At 69.3% G+C, this 20,047-nt stretch carries 18 protein-coding genes; 13 read left to right on the top strand and 5 right to left on the bottom strand.

All coding sequences use genetic code 11. The annotated features are described in order from the left end of the window. Nucleotides 1–259 precede the first annotated feature (259 nt). The 3 genes from AB0J78_RS20960 to AB0J78_RS20950 are packed head-to-tail and all read left to right on the top strand — an operon-like array spanning nucleotide 260 to nucleotide 2,551. The gene (locus AB0J78_RS20960) at nucleotides 260–1,033 is read left to right on the top strand and encodes an SDR family oxidoreductase (RefSeq protein WP_363791453.1); all 774 of its coding nucleotides are present in this window, start codon (nucleotides 260–262) and stop codon (nucleotides 1,031–1,033) included. Continuing rightward, entirely contained in the window at nucleotides 1,033–1,653 is a 621-nt protein-coding gene (locus AB0J78_RS20955; protein WP_363791451.1) for a UbiX family flavin prenyltransferase, read from the top strand. Before AB0J78_RS20960 ends, AB0J78_RS20955 begins: the two co-directional genes overlap by 1 nt. Before the next feature lie 7 nt (nucleotides 1,654–1,660). Further along, nucleotides 1,661–2,551: a LysR family transcriptional regulator gene (locus AB0J78_RS20950; RefSeq protein ID WP_210970940.1), complete on the top strand. Its 891-nt coding sequence runs from the start codon at nucleotides 1,661–1,663 to the stop codon at nucleotides 2,549–2,551. Here the strand turns inward: AB0J78_RS20950 and AB0J78_RS20945 are convergent. Continuing rightward, complete coding sequence (locus tag AB0J78_RS20945; RefSeq protein ID WP_233576050.1) at nucleotides 2,548–3,099, bottom strand: PadR family transcriptional regulator; 552 nt, start codon at nucleotides 3,097–3,099, stop codon at nucleotides 2,548–2,550. The two genes, AB0J78_RS20950 and AB0J78_RS20945, sit on opposite strands and share 4 nt — an antisense overlap. Before the next feature lie 106 nt (nucleotides 3,100–3,205). On the opposite strand from AB0J78_RS20945, the gene AB0J78_RS20940 reads away from it, so the two are divergent. From AB0J78_RS20940 to AB0J78_RS20900, 9 genes are all read left to right on the top strand, one after another. Then, the gene (locus AB0J78_RS20940; protein WP_363791448.1) at nucleotides 3,206–4,774 is read left to right on the top strand and encodes a class I adenylate-forming enzyme family protein; all 1,569 of its coding nucleotides are present in this window, start codon (nucleotides 3,206–3,208) and stop codon (nucleotides 4,772–4,774) included. 8 nt (nucleotides 4,775–4,782) lie between these two features. After that, on the top strand, nucleotides 4,783–7,227 hold the full coding sequence (locus AB0J78_RS20935; protein WP_363791446.1) for a xanthine dehydrogenase family protein molybdopterin-binding subunit: 2,445 nt from the start codon (nucleotides 4,783–4,785) through the stop codon (nucleotides 7,225–7,227). 4 nt (nucleotides 7,228–7,231) lie between these two features. Further along, nucleotides 7,232–8,011: an enoyl-CoA hydratase/isomerase family protein gene (locus tag AB0J78_RS20930; RefSeq protein ID WP_125089099.1), complete on the top strand. Its 780-nt coding sequence runs from the start codon at nucleotides 7,232–7,234 to the stop codon at nucleotides 8,009–8,011. 8 nt (nucleotides 8,012–8,019) lie between these two features. Next, nucleotides 8,020–8,907 (top strand): FAD binding domain-containing protein, encoded by an 888-nt coding sequence (locus tag AB0J78_RS20925; protein ID WP_363791444.1) that lies wholly within the window; start codon nucleotides 8,020–8,022, stop codon nucleotides 8,905–8,907. After that, nucleotides 8,904–10,127, top strand: a complete 1,224-nt coding sequence (locus tag AB0J78_RS20920) for a 2Fe-2S iron-sulfur cluster-binding protein (RefSeq protein WP_363791442.1) — start codon at nucleotides 8,904–8,906, stop codon at nucleotides 10,125–10,127. The genes AB0J78_RS20925 and AB0J78_RS20920 overlap by 4 nt, the downstream gene beginning before the upstream one ends. Further along, nucleotides 10,127–11,512 (top strand): aldehyde dehydrogenase family protein, encoded by a 1,386-nt coding sequence (locus AB0J78_RS20915; protein WP_363791440.1) that lies wholly within the window; start codon nucleotides 10,127–10,129, stop codon nucleotides 11,510–11,512. Before AB0J78_RS20920 ends, AB0J78_RS20915 begins: the two co-directional genes overlap by 1 nt. A 109-nt stretch (nucleotides 11,513–11,621) precedes the next feature. Then, nucleotides 11,622–13,022 carry a sodium:solute symporter family protein gene (locus AB0J78_RS20910; RefSeq protein ID WP_363791438.1) on the top strand — a complete coding sequence of 467 codons (1,401 nt, stop codon included), beginning with the start codon at nucleotides 11,622–11,624 and terminating at the stop codon, nucleotides 13,020–13,022. Next, complete coding sequence (locus AB0J78_RS20905; protein WP_363791436.1) at nucleotides 13,019–14,404, top strand: UbiD family decarboxylase; 1,386 nt, start codon at nucleotides 13,019–13,021, stop codon at nucleotides 14,402–14,404. The genes AB0J78_RS20910 and AB0J78_RS20905 overlap by 4 nt, the downstream gene beginning before the upstream one ends. Before the next feature lie 65 nt (nucleotides 14,405–14,469). Beyond that, nucleotides 14,470–15,810 carry an MFS transporter gene (locus tag AB0J78_RS20900; protein ID WP_363791434.1) on the top strand — a complete coding sequence of 447 codons (1,341 nt, stop codon included), beginning with the start codon at nucleotides 14,470–14,472 and terminating at the stop codon, nucleotides 15,808–15,810. A 368-nt stretch (nucleotides 15,811–16,178) separates the two neighbouring features. On the opposite strand, the gene AB0J78_RS20895 is transcribed toward AB0J78_RS20900, so the two are convergent. From AB0J78_RS20895 to AB0J78_RS20885, 3 genes are all read right to left on the bottom strand, one after another. Further along, complete coding sequence (locus tag AB0J78_RS20895) at nucleotides 16,179–16,988, bottom strand: IclR family transcriptional regulator (protein WP_363791432.1); 810 nt, start codon at nucleotides 16,986–16,988, stop codon at nucleotides 16,179–16,181. A 102-nt stretch (nucleotides 16,989–17,090) separates the two neighbouring features. Then, nucleotides 17,091–17,723 carry a GAP family protein gene (locus AB0J78_RS20890; RefSeq protein ID WP_363791430.1) on the bottom strand — a complete coding sequence of 211 codons (633 nt, stop codon included), beginning with the start codon at nucleotides 17,721–17,723 and terminating at the stop codon, nucleotides 17,091–17,093. A gap of 31 nt (nucleotides 17,724–17,754) precedes the next feature. Further along, the gene (locus AB0J78_RS20885) at nucleotides 17,755–18,165 is read right to left on the bottom strand and encodes a hypothetical protein (RefSeq protein WP_363791428.1); all 411 of its coding nucleotides are present in this window, start codon (nucleotides 18,163–18,165) and stop codon (nucleotides 17,755–17,757) included. A 257-nt stretch (nucleotides 18,166–18,422) separates the two neighbouring features. Between AB0J78_RS20885 and AB0J78_RS20880 the strand changes: the two genes are divergently transcribed. Next, complete coding sequence (locus AB0J78_RS20880) at nucleotides 18,423–18,680, top strand: hypothetical protein (RefSeq protein WP_363791426.1); 258 nt, start codon at nucleotides 18,423–18,425, stop codon at nucleotides 18,678–18,680. 226 nt (nucleotides 18,681–18,906) lie between these two features. On the opposite strand, the gene AB0J78_RS20875 is transcribed toward AB0J78_RS20880, so the two are convergent. After that, complete coding sequence (locus tag AB0J78_RS20875; RefSeq protein ID WP_363791424.1) at nucleotides 18,907–20,040, bottom strand: adenosine deaminase; 1,134 nt, start codon at nucleotides 20,038–20,040, stop codon at nucleotides 18,907–18,909. Between the last annotated feature and the right edge of the window lie 7 nt (nucleotides 20,041–20,047).

The following is a 20,047-nucleotide window of genomic DNA, read 5'->3' as shown; positions in this document are numbered from 1 at the left end:
TCTTCTCGTCGGCCCCATTGCCAGGTGGACGAGAAGCTACGGGCGCGTGCGGAGGCGCAGAACCCCCGGAAACGCGATGAGGCCATCGCGAAAACGACTAGCGCGGAGCGGGAAACCGTCCCATACGGATTGCCTATGGTCGGAGTAGGGCATCGCTCATTGTCGGCACCCCGCACGAGGACTTTGACTCGGTGGAGGACAGGGCGTCCGCGAGGCACCAGCGCCTGGCGGGCCCGGACGGATGGATAGGGGTGCGGCAATGGGTGCTGACCTGGCCGGAAAGGTCGTGCTGCTCACGGGTGCGACCGGGGATATCGGTGTTGCGTACACCATGGCGTTGACCGGGCGGGGCGCGAACGTGGTCGCCACCGACTTGGACGGCTTCTCCGAAGCCGGTCGGGAGATCGCGGACAAGGCCACGGCGCAAGGTGCGGGTCAAGCGGTCTTCGCCGGTTGCGACATCACCTCGGACGAAGACCTGCAGCGCGTCGTGGAACTGGCCGGTGACCGGTTCGGCGGCCTGGACTGCCTGGTCAACAACGCGGCGATCTACCGGACGCTGGGGCCGAAGAGGACGCTCACCGAGCTGACCAACGACGAGTGGGACCTCGTGCTGCGGGTCAACGTTCGCGGCTGCTGGCAGTCGATCCGCGCGGCCGTCCCCGCCATGCGGGAGCGAGGTGGCGGGCGGATCGTCAACATCGCCTCCGTCGTGTCCCGGACCGGGGCGGCCGGTTTCGCGCACTACGTGGCGTCCAAGGCGGCGGTCGAGGGCTTGACCAGGGCCGCGGCGCGCGAGCTGGGACCGGAGGGCATCGCGGTGAACGCCGTCTCGCCCGGCTTGGTCGACGACGCGGCCACTCGCGACATCAACGATGCGAACTACTTGGAGCGCATGAAGTCCACGCGTTCCGTGCCGCGTTCCATGGATCCCGAGGACCTGGTCGGCGCGGTGGTGTGGTTGTGCGGGGACGGCAGCGGTTTCGTGACCGGGCAGACGATCGTGGTGGACGGCGGAGGGGTGTTCGTGTGATGCGCCCCGACGAGTTCCCACCTCGGATCATCGTCGGCATCACCGGGGCTTCCGGTGTGATCTACGGGGTCCGCGCGCTGGAGCTGCTGGCACAACTGGGCGTCGAGACGCACCTGGTGGTCACCCGCGCCGCACGGGCGACTCTGGCGCAGGAGACGTCCTGGACGGCCGCGGACGTGCGGGAGCGGGCGTCGGTGACGCACTCGGAGCACGACCTGGGTGCGGCGATCGCGAGCGGCTCGTTCCCGGCCGACGGCATGCTCGTCGCACCGTGCAGCATCAAGACGCTGTCGGCGATCGCCAACAGCTTCGACGACAACCTGCTGGTGCGCGCCGCTGATGTGACGTTGAAGGAGCGCAGGCCCCTCGTGCTGATGTTGCGCGAGACACCGCTGCACCCCGGGCACATCCGGCTGATGGCCCAGGCCGCGGAGGCGGGCGCGGTGCTGATGCCGCCGGTGCCGGCGTTCTACACCCAGCCGTCGTCGATCGACGAGATGGTCACCCACACGGTCGCTCGCGCGCTGGACGCCCTGTCGTTGCCGCACCCGCACGCGACCCGGTGGTCCGGAGAGCGGAGCGCGCCGTCGGCTACCGATCGGCGGTCCGTTCGCGCATGATGTCGGCATGGAGCTCCACCAACTGCGCTACGTGCTCGCGGTCGCGCGCGCCGGGAGCTTCAGCCGAGCGGCCGAGGACCTCTTCCTGGCCCAGCCGTCGTTGTCGGTGCAGATCCGCAAGCTCGAGAAGGAGCTCGGCGTCGCCCTCTTCGACCGGCTGGGCCGCAGGGTGGTGCTCACCGCGGCCGGCGAGGAGTTCGTCGCCCACGTCCAGCAGGCGTTGGCGCACCTCGACCGGGCGCGGGCGGGTGCCGCCGCCGTGCGCAGCCTGCAAGGCGGGCGGGTGTCGATCGGCGTGTTGCCCAGCGTCGGCGCCGGGCTGCTGCCGGGAGTGCTCGCGGACTTCCGCCGCGAGTACCCGGAGGTCGAGGTCCGGCTCACCGAGCACAACGTCTCCGCCGAGTTCGAGCGGATGGTGGAGGACGGGCGATTGGACCTCGCGGTGATCCGGGCCCCTTGGGCGCGGCCTGGACTCGTGGGCCGGTCGATCGTGCGCGAACCGATCGTCGCTCTGGTCCCGCCGGAGCACCCGCTGGCCGACCGGAGTGAAATAGCGCTGGTCGAGTTGAAGTCCGAGAAGTTCGTCGCCATGCAACGGGATTACGGGCTGCGGGAGCTGCTGGAGCAGATCTGCAACCGAGCCGGGTTCGAGCCGACGGTGACGGTGGAGACCACCCAGCTGTCGGTGCTGCAGGGCATGGTGGCCAGCGGTCTGGGCGTCTCGTTGCTGCCGGAACTCGCCGGCGCGGGCTATCCCGTCACGATCCCGATCGACGACGAGGGCGCTGCCCGGGAACTGGGCATCGTTCACCGCGCCAGGACCCCGCTGTCACCGCCTGCCGCTCTGTTCCTGGAACTGCTCGCGGACGCAGCGGCCAATCGGCCCGCGCGGGGCTAAGCCTCGAACTCGCCTCGCTCGGCGCGTTCTGCCAGCGAGGTCCAGAACCGCAGGGCCGCGTGCTCCATCTCCAGGCCGAGACCGAGCGTGACCATGCGTCGGGAGATGGCCGACTCGTGGCCGAAGCGCTCCTGCATCTGCTCGTACTCGGCGATGCGGTCCTGGTGCTGCTTGATCTGGTCCTGCGCGAGCCGCTTGATGTCGTCGGGCTCGGCGAGCTCGTTGAAGAAGAGCTTGATCTCGGCGATGTCGCGCAGCTCGTAGTGCTGGTCGGTGGGCTCGGCCAGCCATGAGCGGAGAGCCGAGAGACCGGTGTCGGTGATCGTGTAGGTGCGGCGGCGACGGCCGTCGTCCTCCTCCTCGACTTCGAGCAGTCCCAGCTGTTCGAGCCGCTTGGGCTCGGAGTAGAGCTGGGCGTGCGGGAAGTGCCAGAAGTAGCCCACCGAGTGGCCGATGGCCCGTTTGAGGTCGTACGAGGTCGAAGGCCCGCGCATGGCGATCATCCCCAGCACGACGTACGAGGTCGTGGAAAGCCGAACCGTTGACACGCTCCAAACCCTACCGTACGTTTCCAATCATCTGTTTCAGACGATTTGAAACGGATGATCGGCTTCGGACTTGTTTCGCATCGCTGATGCTGCGAGAGGACTGAGAATGGATCTCGGGACAGTGCTGAGCTGGACCGCCGAGCGGTACCCCGCCAGACGTGCGGTTGGCGGCGAGCTCTCGATGACCTACGCGGAGTGGGACGCCCGCACCAACCAGCTGGCTCGGGCCTTGGCCGAGCTCGGCGTCGGGCACGGCGACAGGGTCGTGTTCCTGCTCGCCGGTGGCGAACCGATGGCCTCGCTGCACCTGGCCGCGCAGAAGCTCGGAGCCGTCTCGGTTCCGCTGTCGTTCCGCTTCGGTGCTGACGATCTCGCCTACTGCTTGTCCGATGCGGCACCGAAGTTGCTGGTCACCGATGAGTCCACGGTCGAGACGGCGAGCGCTGCGCTGCGACTCACCGAGCCCGTGCCCCACGCCCACGTCGGTGACGGCACTCCGGCCGGTGTCGCAGCGCTGCTGGAACTCGCCGCCGATCAGACCGAGAGCGCGATCGACGTGCAGGTCCGCGATTCCGACACGAGCGTCATGCTCTACACCTCCGGCACCACCGGGAAGCCGAAGGGCGTTCCGCGCACGCACCGGGCGGAGTTCCACGCCGCCGTCGCGCACCTGCACCAGAGCCGGTCGGCTCCCTTCGAGACGACCCTCGGTGTGATGCCCATGTTCCACACGATGGGCCTGCGCACCCTGCTCTCCAGCGTGGTCAGCGCCGGGACCTGGGTCCCGCAGGTCCGCTTCGACGCCGAGGAATCGCTGGAGCTGATCACCCGCGAGCGGGTCTCCGCGCTGTACCTGGTACCCACGATCTACTGGAGCCTGCTGGGCACGGGCCGGCTGGGGGAGACCGGTGTCCGCAAGCTCGCCTACGCCGGAGCCGCGATGACGCCCGCGCTGGCGGAGTCGCTCGTCGACGCGCTCGAACCCGAGGTGTTCGTCAACCACTTCGGAAGCACCGAGATCTACACCTTCACCATCGGGCCGGACGTCGCGGCTAAACCGGGATGCGCCGGACGCCCCGGCGTGTTCACGCGGGTTCGCCTCGTCGACCCGCACCCGCGGGCCACGCCGGACGCGCTGGTCGGTGCCGGCGAGCAGGGGCAGATCGCGATCTCGATGGAGTCGCCGGAAGCGTTCGCCGGGTACTGGAACCGGCCCGACGCCGACGCGAAGTCCATCCGCGGCGGCTGGTACTTCCCCGGCGATCTCGCCGTCGCGGACGAGGACGGCGACCTGTGGGTCTCCGGACGCGTCGACGACATGATCAATTCGGGTGGCGAGAACATCTACCCCGACGAGATCGAGGACGCGCTGATCCGCTGCCCGGAGGTCGCCGACGTCGTGGTCGTCGGGATGCCGGACGACCGTTGGGGGCAGGCCGTCACCGCGTTCTTCGTCCCCGCAGCGGGGCTGACCCCGCAGGACGCCGCCTCCGCGCTGAGCGCCTACATCCGTTCCGGCTCCGGGCTGCCGCCGCTCAAGCGGCCCAAGAAGGTGGTCGCGGTCGCCGAGGTCCCCAAGTCGGCGGTGGGCAAGATCCTGCGCCGCGAACTCGCCGGTGGTCGGTTCAACCCGCTGGCAGAGCTGTCCGCTGCTTCGATCGGATCGCGAAAGTGAGCACCTCGATGACCCCTGCACGCACCACGGCACGCATCGAGGACCCGGCCCTGCTGACCGGGCGCGGCCGGTTCCTCGACGACCTCGATCCGCTGCCCGGCACGTTGACCGCGGCGATCGTGCGCAGCCCGCACCCGCACGCCCGCATCCGCGGCGTCGACCTCACCCGAGCTCGCTCGCACCCCGGCGTGGCGGCGGTCATCGGACCCGACGAGGTCCTCGAAGCGCTGAACCCGTTCCCGCTGTCGCTGAAGACGCCCATGCCGTACTACCCGACGGCGACCGATCGGGCGCGCTTCGTCGGCGAACCCGTGGCGGTCGTGGTCGCGGCCGACCGCTACGCCGCCGAGGACGCCGCCGAGCTGGTCGCGGTGGACTACGAACCGCTGCCGCCGGTGGTCGACGTCGAGGCCGCGTTGCGCCCCGAGGCGCCGCGGCTTCACGAGGACGCCGACGGCAACGTCGCCACCGACCGCACGTTCCACTTCGGACCCGTGGACGAGCTCTTCGCCGCAGCCGATCACGTCGTCAGCGGCGAGTACCGGTTCCCGCGCTATTCGTCGACACCGATGGAGTGCTACTCGGTGATCGCCGAATGGCAGGACGAAGTGGACGGTCCGGCGATCGCGGCCTGGGCGAACTTCCACGGCCCGTTCTCCATGGTCCCGGTGATCGCGGGAGCGCTGGGCGTCCCGACCTCGCGGGTGCGGCTGATGATCCCCGCCGACAACGGCGGCAGCTTCGGCATCAAGGCCGGGATCTACCCCTACGTGGTGCTGATGGCGCTGGCCAGCAAGCACGTCGGACGGCCCGTGCGCTGGACCGAGGACCGCAGCGAACACCTGCTGGCCAGCTCAGCGGGTTCGGACCGGGCGATGCGCTTCGAAGCCGCGGTCAGCGCCGAGGGCAAGGTCCAGGCGCTGCGGGCGGATCTCGTCGACAACGTCGGCGCCTACCTGCGCCCGCCGGAACCGAGCACGCTCTACCGCTGCTTCGGCAACCTCACCGGCGCCTACGACGTCGAAGCCGTGCAGATCCGCTCGCGCGCGGTGGTGACCAACAAGACACCGACCGGGCTCAACCGCGGTTTCGGCGGCCAGCAGCTTTACTTCGGGCTGGAGCGGCTGATGGACAAGATCGCCGCGACCTGCGGCGTCGACGCCGCCGAGATCCGCCAGCGCAACCTGGTGCAGGCCGACGCGTTCCCGTACCAGACGGCGACCGGCGGCATCTACGACTCGGGTGACTACCCGCAGGCCCTGGACATGGCGTTGAAGAACGCCGACTACCCGGCTCTCCGGCAGCGCCAGCGGGAGGCGCGGGAGCGCGGCGAGCACTTCGGCATCGGGCTGGCCACCATCGTCGACCCGTCGGCGACCAACATCGGGTACGTGGGGCTGGCCACTCCTGCCGAAGAACGCCCACCGGGGCGCGGGAAGTCGGGTTCCACCGAGCACGTTCGGGTCAGCGTCGACGTCAACGGTGTCGTCTCGGTCCTGCTGGGCACCGTCCCGCAAGGCCAGGGGCACGCCACGGTCGCGCAGCAGGTCGTGGCCGACAGGCTCGGACTGCCGCTCGAGAAGGTCCGGCCAGTGGTGGAGATGGACACGGCCACCACTCCGTGGACGATCAGCTCCGGCAGCTACTCGTCGAGGTTCGCGCCGCTGCTGACCAGCGCGCTGGTCGAGGCCTGCGACCGGCTCGCCCGCACGATGCGGACGGCGGCCGGGTCGATGCTGGCACTGGATCCGGAGGAACTCGAACTCGCCGATGGGCGGATCCGGCACCGCGAGGACCACTCCAGAGCGGTGGAGTTCCGCCACGCCGCGGGCGTGGTGCACTGGGATCCCGGTTCATTGCCGGACGGCACCTCGGCTCGGTTGTACGAGGAGGCGGCCTTCACGCCGCCGCAGGCCAAGGCCGCCAGCCGGGACGACCAAATCAACTCCAGCCTGTGCTACGGCTTCGTCGCCGAGCTCGTGGTCTGCCGGATCGACCCGCAGACCTACGAGCTCACCCTGGAGCTGGTGTCCACAGTGCACGACGCGGGCACCATCCTGAACCCGGTGCTGCTGGAGGGACAGGTCCACGGCGCCCTGGCGCACGCCATCGGCGGCGCGATGTACGAGGAGATGCGCTACTCCGACAACGGCCAGCCCACCTCCGCGACGTTCATGGACTACCTGTGTCCGACCACAGCGGAGGTCGGCTACGAATTGCGCAGCGACCACTTGGAAACACCCTCGCCGCTGACCCGCCTCGGCGCCAAGGGCTGCGGCGAAGGCAGCTGCATGAGCCTGCCCGTGGCCATCGCCAACGCGGTCGCCGACGCGCTCGCGCCGTCCGGCGCCGACATCACCACGTTGCCGATCCACGGCGACGTGATCCACCGCCTGCTCACCGCGGCGACAACGGATACCGCGGTGCTCGAAGGAACAGAAGGGGAGAACTGACGACATGGCCCTCACCGGAGGCGAGATCAAGCTGACCCGCGGCCACGACGGCCGGGTCGCGTACCTGACGCTTGACCACGGCAAGTTCAACATCATCACCTGGGAGACCCGGCAGGTCATGGCCGACCGGTTCGCCGAGATCGACGCCGACGACGACATCCAGGTCGTGGTCATCCGAGGCGAGGGCGAGCACTTCTCCTCGGGCGGCGACATCGCCGGCTTCATGGAGGTCGACCCGATCGACTTCACCGACCTCGGCCACAACGTGACCGCGCCCTCCCGCAGCTCCAAGGTCGTCATCACCGCCGTCGACGGCTACTGCTTCGGCGTCGGGTTCGAACTCGCGCTGTCCTCGGACATCCGCGTGGCGACCGAGCGCAGCCAGTTCGCGCTGCCCGAGATGAACCTCGGCATGATCCCGGGCTCGGGCGGTACGCAACGCCTCGCCCGGCTGATCGGGCTCTCCCGCGCCAAGTACCACGTGCTGACCGCGTCCCGGATCAACGCCGCCGACGCCAAGGACTGGGGACTGGTCGCCGACCTGGCCGCCGATCGAGCGGAGCTCGACGACAAGGTGGAGAAGCTCGTGACCAAGCTGGTCGGGTTCTCCCCGCTCGCCGCGCGCACCGCCAAGGAGGTCCTCGACCGCGGCGTCGACGCCCCGCTGTACAGCGGGATCGAGCTGGAGCGCAAGGCCTACGCGATGCTGCGCTCCAGCAAGGACTTCGCCGAAGGCGTGGCCGCGTTCAACGAGAAGCGCGCCCCGAAGTTCCAGGGGCGGTGAGGATCTAGATGAAGGCCGCACCTTTCGCGTACGCACGCCCCGCGGCGTTGTCCGACGCCGTTGCCGAACTCGTCGACGCCGACGGAGGCGGCAAGGTCATCGCCGGCGGGCAATCCCTGGTGCCGGTGCTGGCCATGCGGCTGGCGCGGCCGACCACCCTGGTGGACATCAACGCGGTCACCGGGCTCGACGCGCTGCGGACGGTCGGCGACCGGCTGGAGGTCGGCGCCACCGTCCGGCAGCGTCGAGTGGAGCACGCGCCCGAGTCCGCTCGGGTGCCGCTGCTGCGGCTCGCGCTGCCCTGGGTCGGGCACCGCGAACTGCGCAGCCGCGGCACGGTCTGCGGAAGCCTGGCGCACGCCGACCCGGCCGCCGAGCTCCCGGCCGTCGCCAGCTGCCTGGACGCGGAGCTGACGCTGACGGGTCCCGAAGGCGAACGCGCCGTTCGAGCCCGTGAGTTCTTCGACGGGGCGATGACGACCGCACTGCGCCCGGAGGACGTCCTGTCCGCGGTCTCCTTCCCCGTTGCCGGGCCGCGCGAGGGCTTCGGATTCGCGGAGATCGCGCGCAGGCACGGCGACTTCGCGTTGGCCGGAGTGGCAGCGCACGTCCGCGTCGACGACGCCGGCGGTGTGTCCGCCGCGACGATGACGGCCTTCGGCGTCTCCGACCGGCCCGTCACCCGTGACCTGACCAGCCTGGTCCGCACGACAGGTGGAGACCAAACCGAGCTGGCCGGTGCGCTCGACGACGTGGTGCGCGAGGTCGTCGACACCGACGGCGACGTGCACGCGTCGAACGGCTACCGGCGGCGCCTCCTGCGCGCGCTGGCGGCCCGGGAAATGGCCAAGGCGCACCGCCGCGCGGTGCGCGGCACAGCGGAGGTGGAATCATGACGAGCACTGAAGAACCCGTGCAGGAGGGCCTTCGACCGGTCCGCGCAGAAGCCGGCGAGACCGTCGAGGTGAGGTTCACCGTCAACGGCACACCCGCGGTGCTGAACCTCCCCGCCCGCGTCACGCTGGCGGACGCGCTGCGCGACCACCTGGGACTGACCGGGACCCACGTCGGATGCGAGCACGGGGTCTGCGGGATGTGCACCGTGCTGGTCGACGGCGAAGCCGCCCGCGCGTGCCTGCTGTTCGCCTGCCAGCTCGACGGCGCTGAGGTCGTCACCGTCGAGGGGCTCGGGCGTCCGGACGACCTGCACCCGCTGCAGGAGTCCTTCGGCCGGAACCACGCCCTTCAATGCGGTTTCTGCACCCCGGGCTTCCTGCTCAGCTCCTACGACCTGCTCAGCAACAAGCCCGAGGTCACCGACGAGGAGCTCCCCGCGGAGCTGTCCGGCGTGATCTGCCGCTGCACCGGATACCGGAACATCCTGACCGCCGTCTCCCAAACGCGCGCCGCGCACCCGGAGGGAATCCCCGAACCGGGCAACTGCGCCAGGCGGGCGTTGGTCGGCCGCTCCGGCGGACAGTCGGCGACGGTCGTCGAGGAGCGCGCGGAACCTTCGGGCGAAGCCGACAGGAACGTGGAGATCGTGCTCCCCGAGGGAGACCCGACGATCGCGGTGCAGGTGGACACCGCCTTGGACGTGCCGTTCGACGAGGTGTGGCGCGTGCTCGACGACGTGCGCGTGCTGGCGGGATGCCTCCCCGGCGCGGAACTCACCGAGGAACTCGGCGAGCAGCTCTACGCCGGACGGGCACGCGTCGCGGTCGGCCCCATCAAGCTCTCGTTCCACGGGATCGCCCGGGTGCTCGAACAGGACCGGGAAACCGGGACGATCCGCGTGCTCGCGCAGGGGCAGGACACCGGAGGGGCGCAAACCCAGGCCGACATCACGCTGCGGGCGCACGCCACCGCAGCGGGGACGGAACTCCGCGCCGACGCGGCCGTGTACCTGACCGGCCGGATCGCCCAGTTCGGCCGAGCGCTGGCCGGTGACATCAGCCGACGCATGTTCGAACAGTTCGCCGACTCGGTCCGCCAGGCCGCCACCACCGGAGAAGCACCGCAGCAGTCCAACGCCGCGCCGAGCGCGTTCCGCATGATGTTCGGCACCTTGCTGGACCGGATCAAACGAATCGGCCGTCCCCGAGGTCGGAAGTGATGAAAACACCCCTCCAGCCGGTCAACCCGGCGACGCTCGAACCTCTGGAAATCGCGGAACAAGCCACGGACGCCGAGATCGGCGAAGCCGTGTCGGAAGCGACGCGCGCCATGCGCACCGGGTGGCCGCGAGATCACAGGCTCCGGGCGCAGTCCCTGAACGCCTGGGCGGACCTGCTCAGCGACCACAGCTCGGAACTCGCCGACGACCTGGTGCGAGAAACCGGGAAACCCATCGGTGAAGCGCGCAAGGAGGTCGCGGGCGCGATCGATTCCCTGCGGTTCAACGCCGGTCTCGCCAGGCTTCCGCTGGGCCGTGCCGCCGGTCTGCCCGACGGGAGCGAGGCGCACCTCGTGCGCGAACCGGTCGGCCCGACGGTGTTCATCACCCCGTGGAACTGGCCCGTGCTGCTGTTGCTGCGCGATCTGGCTCCGGCGTTCGCCGCCGGAGTGACGGCGCTCGTCAAGCCCGCCCCGCAGACCACGCACATCACCCGACGCGTGATCGCGCTCGGCCACCGGGCCGGAGTACCACCGGAGGTGCTCCACGTGCTCCCCGGTGACGCCGAGGTGGGCGCTGAACTCGTGGCCCACCCCGACACGAGAGCCGTCGCGATCACCGGCTCGACCGAGGCCGGGCAAGCGGTCATGCGCGCCGCTGCCGCCACCATGACCAGGCCGCTGCTGGAACTGGGTGGCAAGGCCTCGATGCTCGTGCTGGCGGACGCCGACCTGGAAGCCGCGGTGGAGGCGGCCGCCCGTGCCGCCGTGATCACGAGCGGACAGATGTGCATGGCGTGCACCAGAATCCTCGTGCACGCGCGCCACGCGAAGGACGCAGAGGAACTGCTGCGCGAACGACTGGCGGCCTTGACGCCGGGAGATCCGAGGGACGAGAGCACCGATCTCGGTCCGCTGATATCCGAAGCCGCGGTGAACAAGGTCCTCAACGCCGTCGACCGCGCGCGTGAGGACGGTCGCGTCCTCGTCGGCGGGCAGCAGGTGCACCCCGACGGCCTGCCAGGTCATTTCCTCGCGCCCGCGCTCGTGTCCGAACTGGATCCGCGATCACCCGTGGTGCAGGAGGACCTCTTCGGTCCGCTGCTGTCGCTGGAGGTCTTCGACTCCGACGAGAACGGGATCGAGTTGGCCAACGCCACGCCCTTCGGGCTCGCCGCAGCGGTGTGGACGCGTGATCTCACGCGCGGTTTCGCCGTGGCGCGCGAGCTGCAGTCCGGAACCGTGTGGCTGAACGGTTACAACCACTCCTACGCCGAAATGCCCTCCGGCGGCGTGCGGATGTCCGGGATGGGCCGCACCCGCGGGGTCGAGGGCGTCGAGCAGTTCACCGAGCTCAAGCACGTGCACTTCCCGGTCGGGCTATAACCCGAGCCAATAGGAGCTATGCGCAACAGGTTCTGGCTGGTCCTCTCGCACCGGTCTAACTTCGCTCGTAGTTTCTCTGGCCGCAACGGAGCGGCGTTGGAGGGTTCCCTTGCAATCAGGTTGGTTAGTAGTTCTCATCGTCGCGGGCTACATCGCGTTGCTCGCCCTGATCAGCTTCCTGGCCGGGCGTTCGACACGCACCGCGTCAGGATTCACCAGCGGCGGCAAGAGCTTTCCCGCCGTCCTCATCGGATTCCTGCTCGCGTCCGAGTTCATCGGCACGAGCGCGAGCATCGGGACCGCGCAGGAGGCTTACGAATCCGGCATCTCGGCCGCGTGGAACATCGTCTCGCTGGGAATCGGTTTCGTGCTCTTCGCGTTCCTGCTGGCGCGCAAGTTCAGCGCGCTGGGGGAGAACACGATCTCCGGTGCCCTCGACCGCTACTACGGGAGGAGGGTGCGCACCGCGACGTCGCTGATCATGGTCTGCTCCTTGCTGATCGTCGCCGTCTCGGTCTACGCCAGCGGTGGTGCGATCCTGAGCGGACTCCTCGGCGTCGACCAGGACCTGGCCGTCGTCCTGGTCGGTGTGCTCGCCACGTTCTACGTGGTGGTGGGCGGCATGCGATCGGTCGTCTACACCAACGTCGTGCACGCGATCGTGAAGATGGCCGGGGTGATCATCCTCGCGATCATCGGCGCTCAGCGCGCGGGAGGCGTGGACGGGTTGCGAGCAGCGCTGCCGCCGACGATGTTCTCCTGGCACGGAGTGGGTTTCGGGCAGATCTTCGCGTGGCTGATCGCCGGTGTCGGTGCCATCTTCGCGACCCAGTACGTCGTGCAGGCGATCACCACTGCAGGCAACGCCCACCGCGCGCAGCGAGCCGGGTTCTACTCGGCGCTGATCCTGGTTCCCTACGGTCTGCTCGCCGCGTTCATCGGCATGTGCAGCGCGGTGGTCTACCCGCACATCAAGAGCATCCAGGCCATGCCCGCGTTCGCCATGGACATCGACCCGGTCTTGGCCGGGATCGTCGTCGCCGGGCTCGCCGGCGCGATGTTCGGAACCATCGCGGCACTGGTCATCGGCGCTTCCACGCTGCTGCTCAAGGACTTCTACCAGCCGCACTTCAACGTCGCCGGGGACGACCGCCGCGACGTGCTGTTCCTCCGGGTGGCGACGGTGGTGACCGGCTTGGTGCCGATCGCGCTCGCGCTGTTCGCCACCGATGTGCTCACCGTGACCTTCCTGGCCAAATCGCTGCGCGCGGCACTGGCAGTGCTGGTGCTGCTGATGTTCTACGCGCCCCGGTACGGCACGAGGACCGGTGCGTTCTGGGCCATCGTGCTCGCGTTGCCGACCACCATCGGCTGGTTCCTGCTCGGTGACCCCTTCGGCATCGACAACGCCTACATCGCGGTCGCAACGCCCTTGCTGGTGATGACCTGCACCCACCTCACATCGGGCCGGTCGAAGACCGTCCCGGCGGTCACCGGGGAGAAGATATGACGAACAACGCCCTGCCCGTCGGCGCTGATCTGCGCGGCTGGCTGGACCACCTGCAGGCGACCGGACGCCTGTCCGCGGCCAGGCCGGGAGCGGACCTGCGGTTCGAGCTGTCCGGAATCGCCAGCCGGCTCGACGGCGACCGCGCGGTGCTCTTCGGGAAGCCCGGCGGGAAGGACATCACCGTCGTGTCCGGGCTGCTGTCGCGCCGCGAATGGATGGCGGAAGCGCTCGGGGTCGCCGAGACCGAACTCATCGACCGCTTCCAGCAGGCGTGCCAGGACCCCGTTCCGTGGACCGAGGTCGAGCAGGCCCCCTGCCAGGAGGAGGTGATCCGAGAGGTCGACCTCGGCTCGTTGCCCGTTCCCACGCACAACGAGCACGACCACGGCCCGTACATCACCGCGGGCCTGCTCATCGCTCGCAACCCGACGACCGGGGCGCAGAACGTCTCCATCCACCGGCTGCAGGTCAGCGGGCCGGACCGGCTCGGGGCCCTCCTGCTGCCCAGGCACACGGCCGCGTTCTTCGGACAGGCCGAAGCGGCGGGAACCGACCTGGAGGTGGCGATCGCCATCGGCGTCGACCCGCTCACCTTGATGTCCTCGCAGGCGGCGGTACCGATCGACCACGACGAGCTGGAGATCGCCGGGGCGCTGCGCGGCAGTCCGCTGCCGGTGACCAAGGCGGTCAGCAACGAGGTCCGGGTTCCCGCCGACGCGGAGATCGTGCTGGAAGGCAGGCTGCTCGCCGACGTCCGGGAGCCGGAGGGACCGTTCGGCGAATTCCCGCAGTACTACGGCCCTCGTGCCGACCGCCACGTGGTGCGCATCGACGCGATGACGCACCGCCGAGACCCGATCTACCACACCGTCGTCGGCGGCGGGTTGGAACACCTGCTGCTGGGGTGCATCCCGCGTGAAGGCTCGTTCCTGGCACACCTGAGGCAGAACTTCCAGTGCGTGCGGGCCGTGCACCTGCCGCGCGGCGGTGTGTGCCGCTACCACCTCTACGTGCAGGTCCGCGATCCCGAACCCGGCGAGGTGAAGAACCTGATCCTCGCGGCGCTGGGCGCGCACTACGACATCAAGCACGTGACGGTGGTCGACTCCGATGTGGACGTCTTCGACCCCAACGAGGTCGAGTGGGCCGTCGCCACCCGCTTCCAGGCCGACCGCGACCTGGTGCTCGTCGGTGGTGCGCAAGGCTCACGGCTCGATCCGTCCACAACGGACGGTGTGGGAGCGAAGATGGGTCTCGACGCGACGATCCCGCCCGTCGACGACGAAGACCGGTTCACCAGGATCCGCGTTCCGGGGGCGGAGGAGATCGACCTGGAACGCGCAGTGACGCCCGCGCCGGCGAACTGGCGCTCCGCACCCTGACCCGACCGAGGCCGCCCGAACCTCTTTCCGACACCACACCAACAGACCTCGATGAGGAGGTGGACATGTCCACTGCGAACACCGGACTGTCCAGAAGAGCCACGCTGTACGCGAGTTTCGCCTCAGTAGCGGGGTGGGCGTTCGACCTGTTCGATCTGTTCATCCTGCTCTACGTCGCCAGCACCGTCGGCGATCTGATCTTCCCGGTGGCGAGCCCGACCTTGAGCCTCGCCGCGGTCTACGCCTCGTTCGCGGTGAGCGTGCTGCTCCGCCCGGCCGGGGCGGCGATCTTCGGAGCGGTCGCCGACCGCAACGGACGCAAGCAGACGATGGTCATCGTGCTGGCCGGCGTGGGGTTGTCCACCGCGGCGATGGGTGCCGTGCCGACCTACGCGGCAGCCGGTATCGCCGCACCGCTGCTGTTCCTGGCGCTGCGCCTGGTGCAGGGCGTGTTCGTCGGCGGCGTCGTGGCGGCGACGCACACCCTGGGCACCGAGAGCGTCGGGCAGCGTTGGCGAGGCCTGATGTCCGGGCTGATCGGTGGCGGCGGCGCGGGCATCGGTGCGGCCCTGGCCAGCGGCGTCTTCATCCTGGTCAGCGCGATCTTCCCGGGCGAGCAGTTCAACGTCTGGGGATGGCGCGTCATGTTCTTCGCCGGGCTCATGGCGGCGTTGATCAGCTTCATCGTGCTCCGCGGGGTCGAGGAATCGCCGCTGTGGAAGGCGCAGCAGCAGGCTCCCGGTCCGAAGACGCGCTTCACCGACCTGGCCCGCGGCGGCAGGGGTGGCCTGCTCGTGCTGAACCTGGTGCTGGTCTCCGGCGCCGGTTCGCAGTACTACCTGACCTCCGGTTTCCTCCCGACCCTGCTGGGCAAGGTCAGCGGGGTCGCCCAGAGCGCTCAGGGCACGATCCTGCTGGTCTCGAGTCTGGGAGTGATCGTTGCCGCGGTCGCCGCGGGAGAGCTCAGCGAGCACTTCGGCCGGCGGCGAACGATGCTGGTGATCGGCTCGTTCAACCTCGTCGCTCTGCCCTTGCTGGTGTGGCTGATCACGAGCACCGATCCGGCGAGCACCGGCCTGATCATGTTCTACGCATCGGCCCTGGCCTTCTTCGCCAACGCCGCCTACGCCCCGGTCCTGGTGTTCCTCAACGAACGCTATCCGACGGCGCTGCGAGGGCGGGGGACCGCGATCTGCTGGAACCTCGGCTTCATGATCGGTGGTCTGATGCCGAGCTTCGTCAACCTCGCCAGCCCGGAGCTGGCGGACGTGCCCGGTCGGCTGATGGTGTTCCTCTTCGTGATGGTCCTGGTCTTCATCGTCGCGGGGGTGCTGAGCCCGGAGACCCGCGGCGCCATGAACGCTGAGGAGACCGAACGACGAGCGGTGCAACCCGCGGTGGAATGAGAGTTCCGTCGTCGCACGAAAGACGGGCGGTCCCGGCGATGCTGGGGCCGCCGCACGGTCGTCCGGACGTTGGCGGCCAGGCCGCCGAAGTCCTCGGCTGCTGGTAGCGATCTGTTCTACTCGGCCTGTCTCGAAGCTCGGATCACGGGTGACAGCGACCTCGTGGACAAAGCACGGGCCGCACCCGCCAGTACGCCGCGAACTTCGTTCCCGAGATCGACGCCTTCCTGCAGGTTCCGGGTGCCAACCGAGCAGTCATCGACACCGGTCTGAACCTGTCGCCGTCTGTTGCGATCGAGGTTGCGGTGGAATTTGATGCTGGCGTCGTGATCGGATGGCCTCCACGGTCCGCCCCGGGTGGCCGGCCGTTACGTCGGGTCCGATTCGCTCACGGTCTGGTCGATGACCTTTCGGCCGAGTCCCGGGGCCACGTTCTGGGCCGTGCTGCGCAGCTGGGCGGCGATGTCGTCGAGGCGGTCCTCGGTGAGCCGGATCGTGGGGCCTTGGACCGCGATCGCGGCTACGGCGGTCCCGTCGCGCAGCACCGGCACGGCGATCGCGCGTACTCCGGGGTTGCGCTCTTCGTCGTTGAGGGCCCAGCCGCGTTGCCGCACCAGTTCGAGCTCTGCCTTGAGCTTGTTGCGCTGCGTGATCGAACGGTCGGTGACGCGGGTGAGGTTGCCCAGACCGTCGACCTGGTCGTCGATCTCGCCGACGTGGGCGAGCAGGCACTTTCCCATCGCCGACACGTGCAGCGGCACCGTGGTGCCGGCGGGCTGGTCGAACCGGAGCGGTTGCGGTGACGGCACGTGCAGTGCGACGTGGACGTCGTTTCCGGTGCGGATGCCCAGGTTGATGGATTCGCCGGTGGCCGCGGACAGCTCGCGGAGCAACGGCAGGACCCGGTCGTACCCGAGGCGTTGAGCGGCCTTCTCGCCGAGGGCGACCAGGGTCGGACCGAGCTGGTAGCGCTCGGTGATCGGGTCCTGGGCCAGGAGTCCGCTCTCGGTCAGGGTCTTCGCCAGCCGGTGGGCCGTGCTGAGGGTCAGCTCGGTCTGCCGGGCCAGTTCGGTGACGCCGAGGGGATCTTCGCTGTCCTCGAGGGCGCGCAGCACGGTCAGGGCGCGTTCGACGGCCTGCGCGCCGGTTCTGCTCGGGCTCGACATCGACTCTGTCACGTCGAGAATGGTCGCACACGCGTCAGCCCGAGACCTCGTAGCGCCGCCCGCACCGCTCGCTCCCGCAGCAGGCCAACCCTCGCTGGGCCCTCCCCGGCGGGATCAGGTGCCTGTGGCGACGAGGGTGATGAAGATGCCGCAGACGATGATGTTGACCAGCCAGCTGTGGGTGTTCATCCAGTCGCGGACCGCGGGCATGGCTGTGATCGCCCTCTTGTGGAACGCGAGGTAGAGCAGCAGTGGGAGGGCCGCCACCAGGAGGGTGGCTGCGATGAACGGGAGCGCGGCGCCGAGTCCCGCTTTGTGGTGTTCGAGGTTCGCGCCGACGGTCAGCATGATGAGGATGTCCGAGGGCATCGCGAGGATGACCAGCAGGCCGGTCTTCAACGCGGTGGCCGGTGAGGCGGACATCAGTGTGCCCAGCCATTTCGGTGGTCGTGCGGTCTTGCGACCGAGGTAGTTCTTGAGGGCGAGCAGCGCCAGCAGGCCGATCAGTCCTATTTGGATTCCTTTGCCGAGGCTGGAGGACTGCAGACCCCCGGCGGGAAGCGCGCTGCCGAGCAGGGCGGCGAGTTCGCGGGTGATCGAGACCCCTGCGACGGTGGCGATGAGGACACCGGAGAGGAAGGCGAGCGAGACCCGAACCGCGCGCCCTGTGGTGACGAAGACGATGGCGGACATGATCTGCGGTCCGGCCATCATCGTGATCGCCAGCGGCAGCACTTGCAGGCCCACTTCTGCTCCCTTCCTCTCCGGTACTCCTCGGTCAGCTGCGCCGCAGCTCCCGGCCGTGCGCCGTCAGCGCGTAGATCACCAGGACGTCGAGCACGATGATGATCGCCGACCAGAGGGGGTAGGCGGTGAAGAACGCGACGTTGCCCAGCACGCTGAGCACGGCCAGCGTGATCGCGGCTGCTCGGGCCCACGTCTTGCCGCTCATCACGCCGATCCCGGCGGCCGCGAGCACGACGCCCATGACCAGGAAGCTGACGCCCACGCTGGCGAAGCTGACCTGCACCGCCATCCCGGACGGCAGCAGGTACGTCGTCCCCGATTCCGCCAGCGCGATCAACCCGTTGATCACCTGCACGATCCCGGCCGTGACCATCACGATCGCGCTGAAGTAAATCCAGCCGACCCAGCCGGTGCGCGCGGGATGGGCTCCATGCGTAGCCATGACGAACTCCTCCGGGGTGGGGTGCGAGTGCCGGGGCGGTCTCTGCCGTCGGCCCCATCCACCGTGTGATCTGCCCCCGATGCGTCGCCAGGGTAAAAAGACCTGACGAGGCGGCCCGCGGTGAGTAATTCGTTCACAGGCGCTCGTGCAGGTGCTGTGCCCACCTGCGCGCGGTGATGGTTGAAACCGAACTCGGGTGGATGTTGGGTCGGACAACCACATCGAGCCGTGCGGCCAGTGGGGTATGCTGCTCGGTCATGTTGCGGACCGAGGTGACGATCGGCATCGAGACCTGGGTGTTCTCCACGGCTCGGATCGGGGTCGATCCGGTGACCGGCAAGGAGGAGTACGAGACGACGATCGCGGAACCTGGAGCGAGGTCCGCCAAGCCGGTCCGCCGCTGCCTGACCCTGCAGCGAGCGCATCAGGTTCACCGGACCTTCGTGGCGGAATTCGCCGAGACCGGGCGCGACGCGTCAGTCGTGAACGAGCAGCACCCCCAGCTCGAGAACTAGCCGCCAGTCCCGCACGTGCCGGGCTGAGCCGTTGGTGCTGGTGGGGCGAACGAACGCGCCGAGGCGCGAGCGAAGCGGACGTGCTTGCTCCGAGTCCGGGTGCGATGTGCGGTGTGCGGTCGCAAGGCGGAGGCCGACCCGAGGGCTCTCGTGAAGGTCCTGGGGTGGCCGCGGATGCGGCACTCCCGGGCGGTGGGCTCGGGAGTGCCGCGTGACCGCGGTGTGCTCAGGCGAGAGCCGGGGTGTGCTCGGCGACGGGGCCGAAGAGGGCCTCCGAGCGCAGAGCCGCGTAGCCGGGCTTGATGACCTCGTTGATCAGCGCCAGGCGCTGGTCGAACGGGATGAACGCCGACTTCATCGCATTGACCGTGAACCACTGCAGGTCGTCGAGCGAGTAGCCGAAGTTGTCCACGAGCTCGCCGAACTCCTCCGACATCGAGGTCTGGCTCATCAGCCGGTTGTCGGTGTTGACGGTGACCCGGAAGTTCAGCCGCCGCAGCAGCGCGATCGGGTGCTCGGCCACCGACGGCACCGTGCCGGTGTGCACGTTCGAGCGCGGGCACATCTCCAGCGGGATGCGACGATCCCGGACGAACGAGGCCAGCCGACCCAGCTGCGCGCTGCCGTCCTCGGCGAACTCGATGTCGTCCACGATGCGCACGCCGTGGCCCAGCCGGGCCGCGCCGCACCACTGGATGGACTCCCAGATCGACGGCAGCCCGAACCCTTCACCGGCGTGGATGGTGAAGTGGCAGTTCTCCCTGCGCAGGTACTCGAACGCCTCGAGCGAGCGGGTGGGAGGGAACCCCGCTTCCGGGCCCGCGATGTCGAATCCCACGACGCCCGCGTCCCGGTACTTCACGGTGAGCTCGGCGATCTCCCTGGCCCTGAGCTCCTGGCGCATCGCGCACAGAAGGACGCCGATGCGGATGCGGTTGCCCGCCGCGCGGGCCTGGGCCGCGCCGCGGCGGAAGCCGTCGAGGATCGCTTCGACGACCTCCTCCAGCGAGAGCCCCTGCTGGGTGCTCAGTTCCGGGGCGTAGCGGACCTCGGCGTACACGACGCCGTCCGCGGCCAGGTCCTCGGCGCACTCGGCGGCGACCCTGCTGATGGCGTGCGCGGTCTGCATGACGCCAACGGTGTGGGTGAAGCGCTCCAGGTACTCCTCCAGCGAACCGGCTTCGGTCGCCGCGGCGAACCACTTGCGGATGTCATCCGCACCGGTGGCCGGCAGCGCGTCGTAGCCCTGCTGCTCGGCCAGTTCCGCGACCGTCTCTGGCCGCAACCCGCCATCGAGGTGGTCGTGCAGCAGCACCTTCGGGGTGCGGCGGATCTGGTCGGCGGTCGGTACGTCGGTCACGTGCTCC

Source organism: Saccharopolyspora sp. NPDC049426 (assembly GCF_040676935.1).
In the GTDB taxonomy this organism is placed as follows: Bacteria; Actinomycetota; Actinomycetes; order Mycobacteriales; family Pseudonocardiaceae; genus Saccharopolyspora.
Note: the sequence above shows the minus strand (reverse complement) of the source record. Positions and strands in the feature narration are given on the sequence as shown.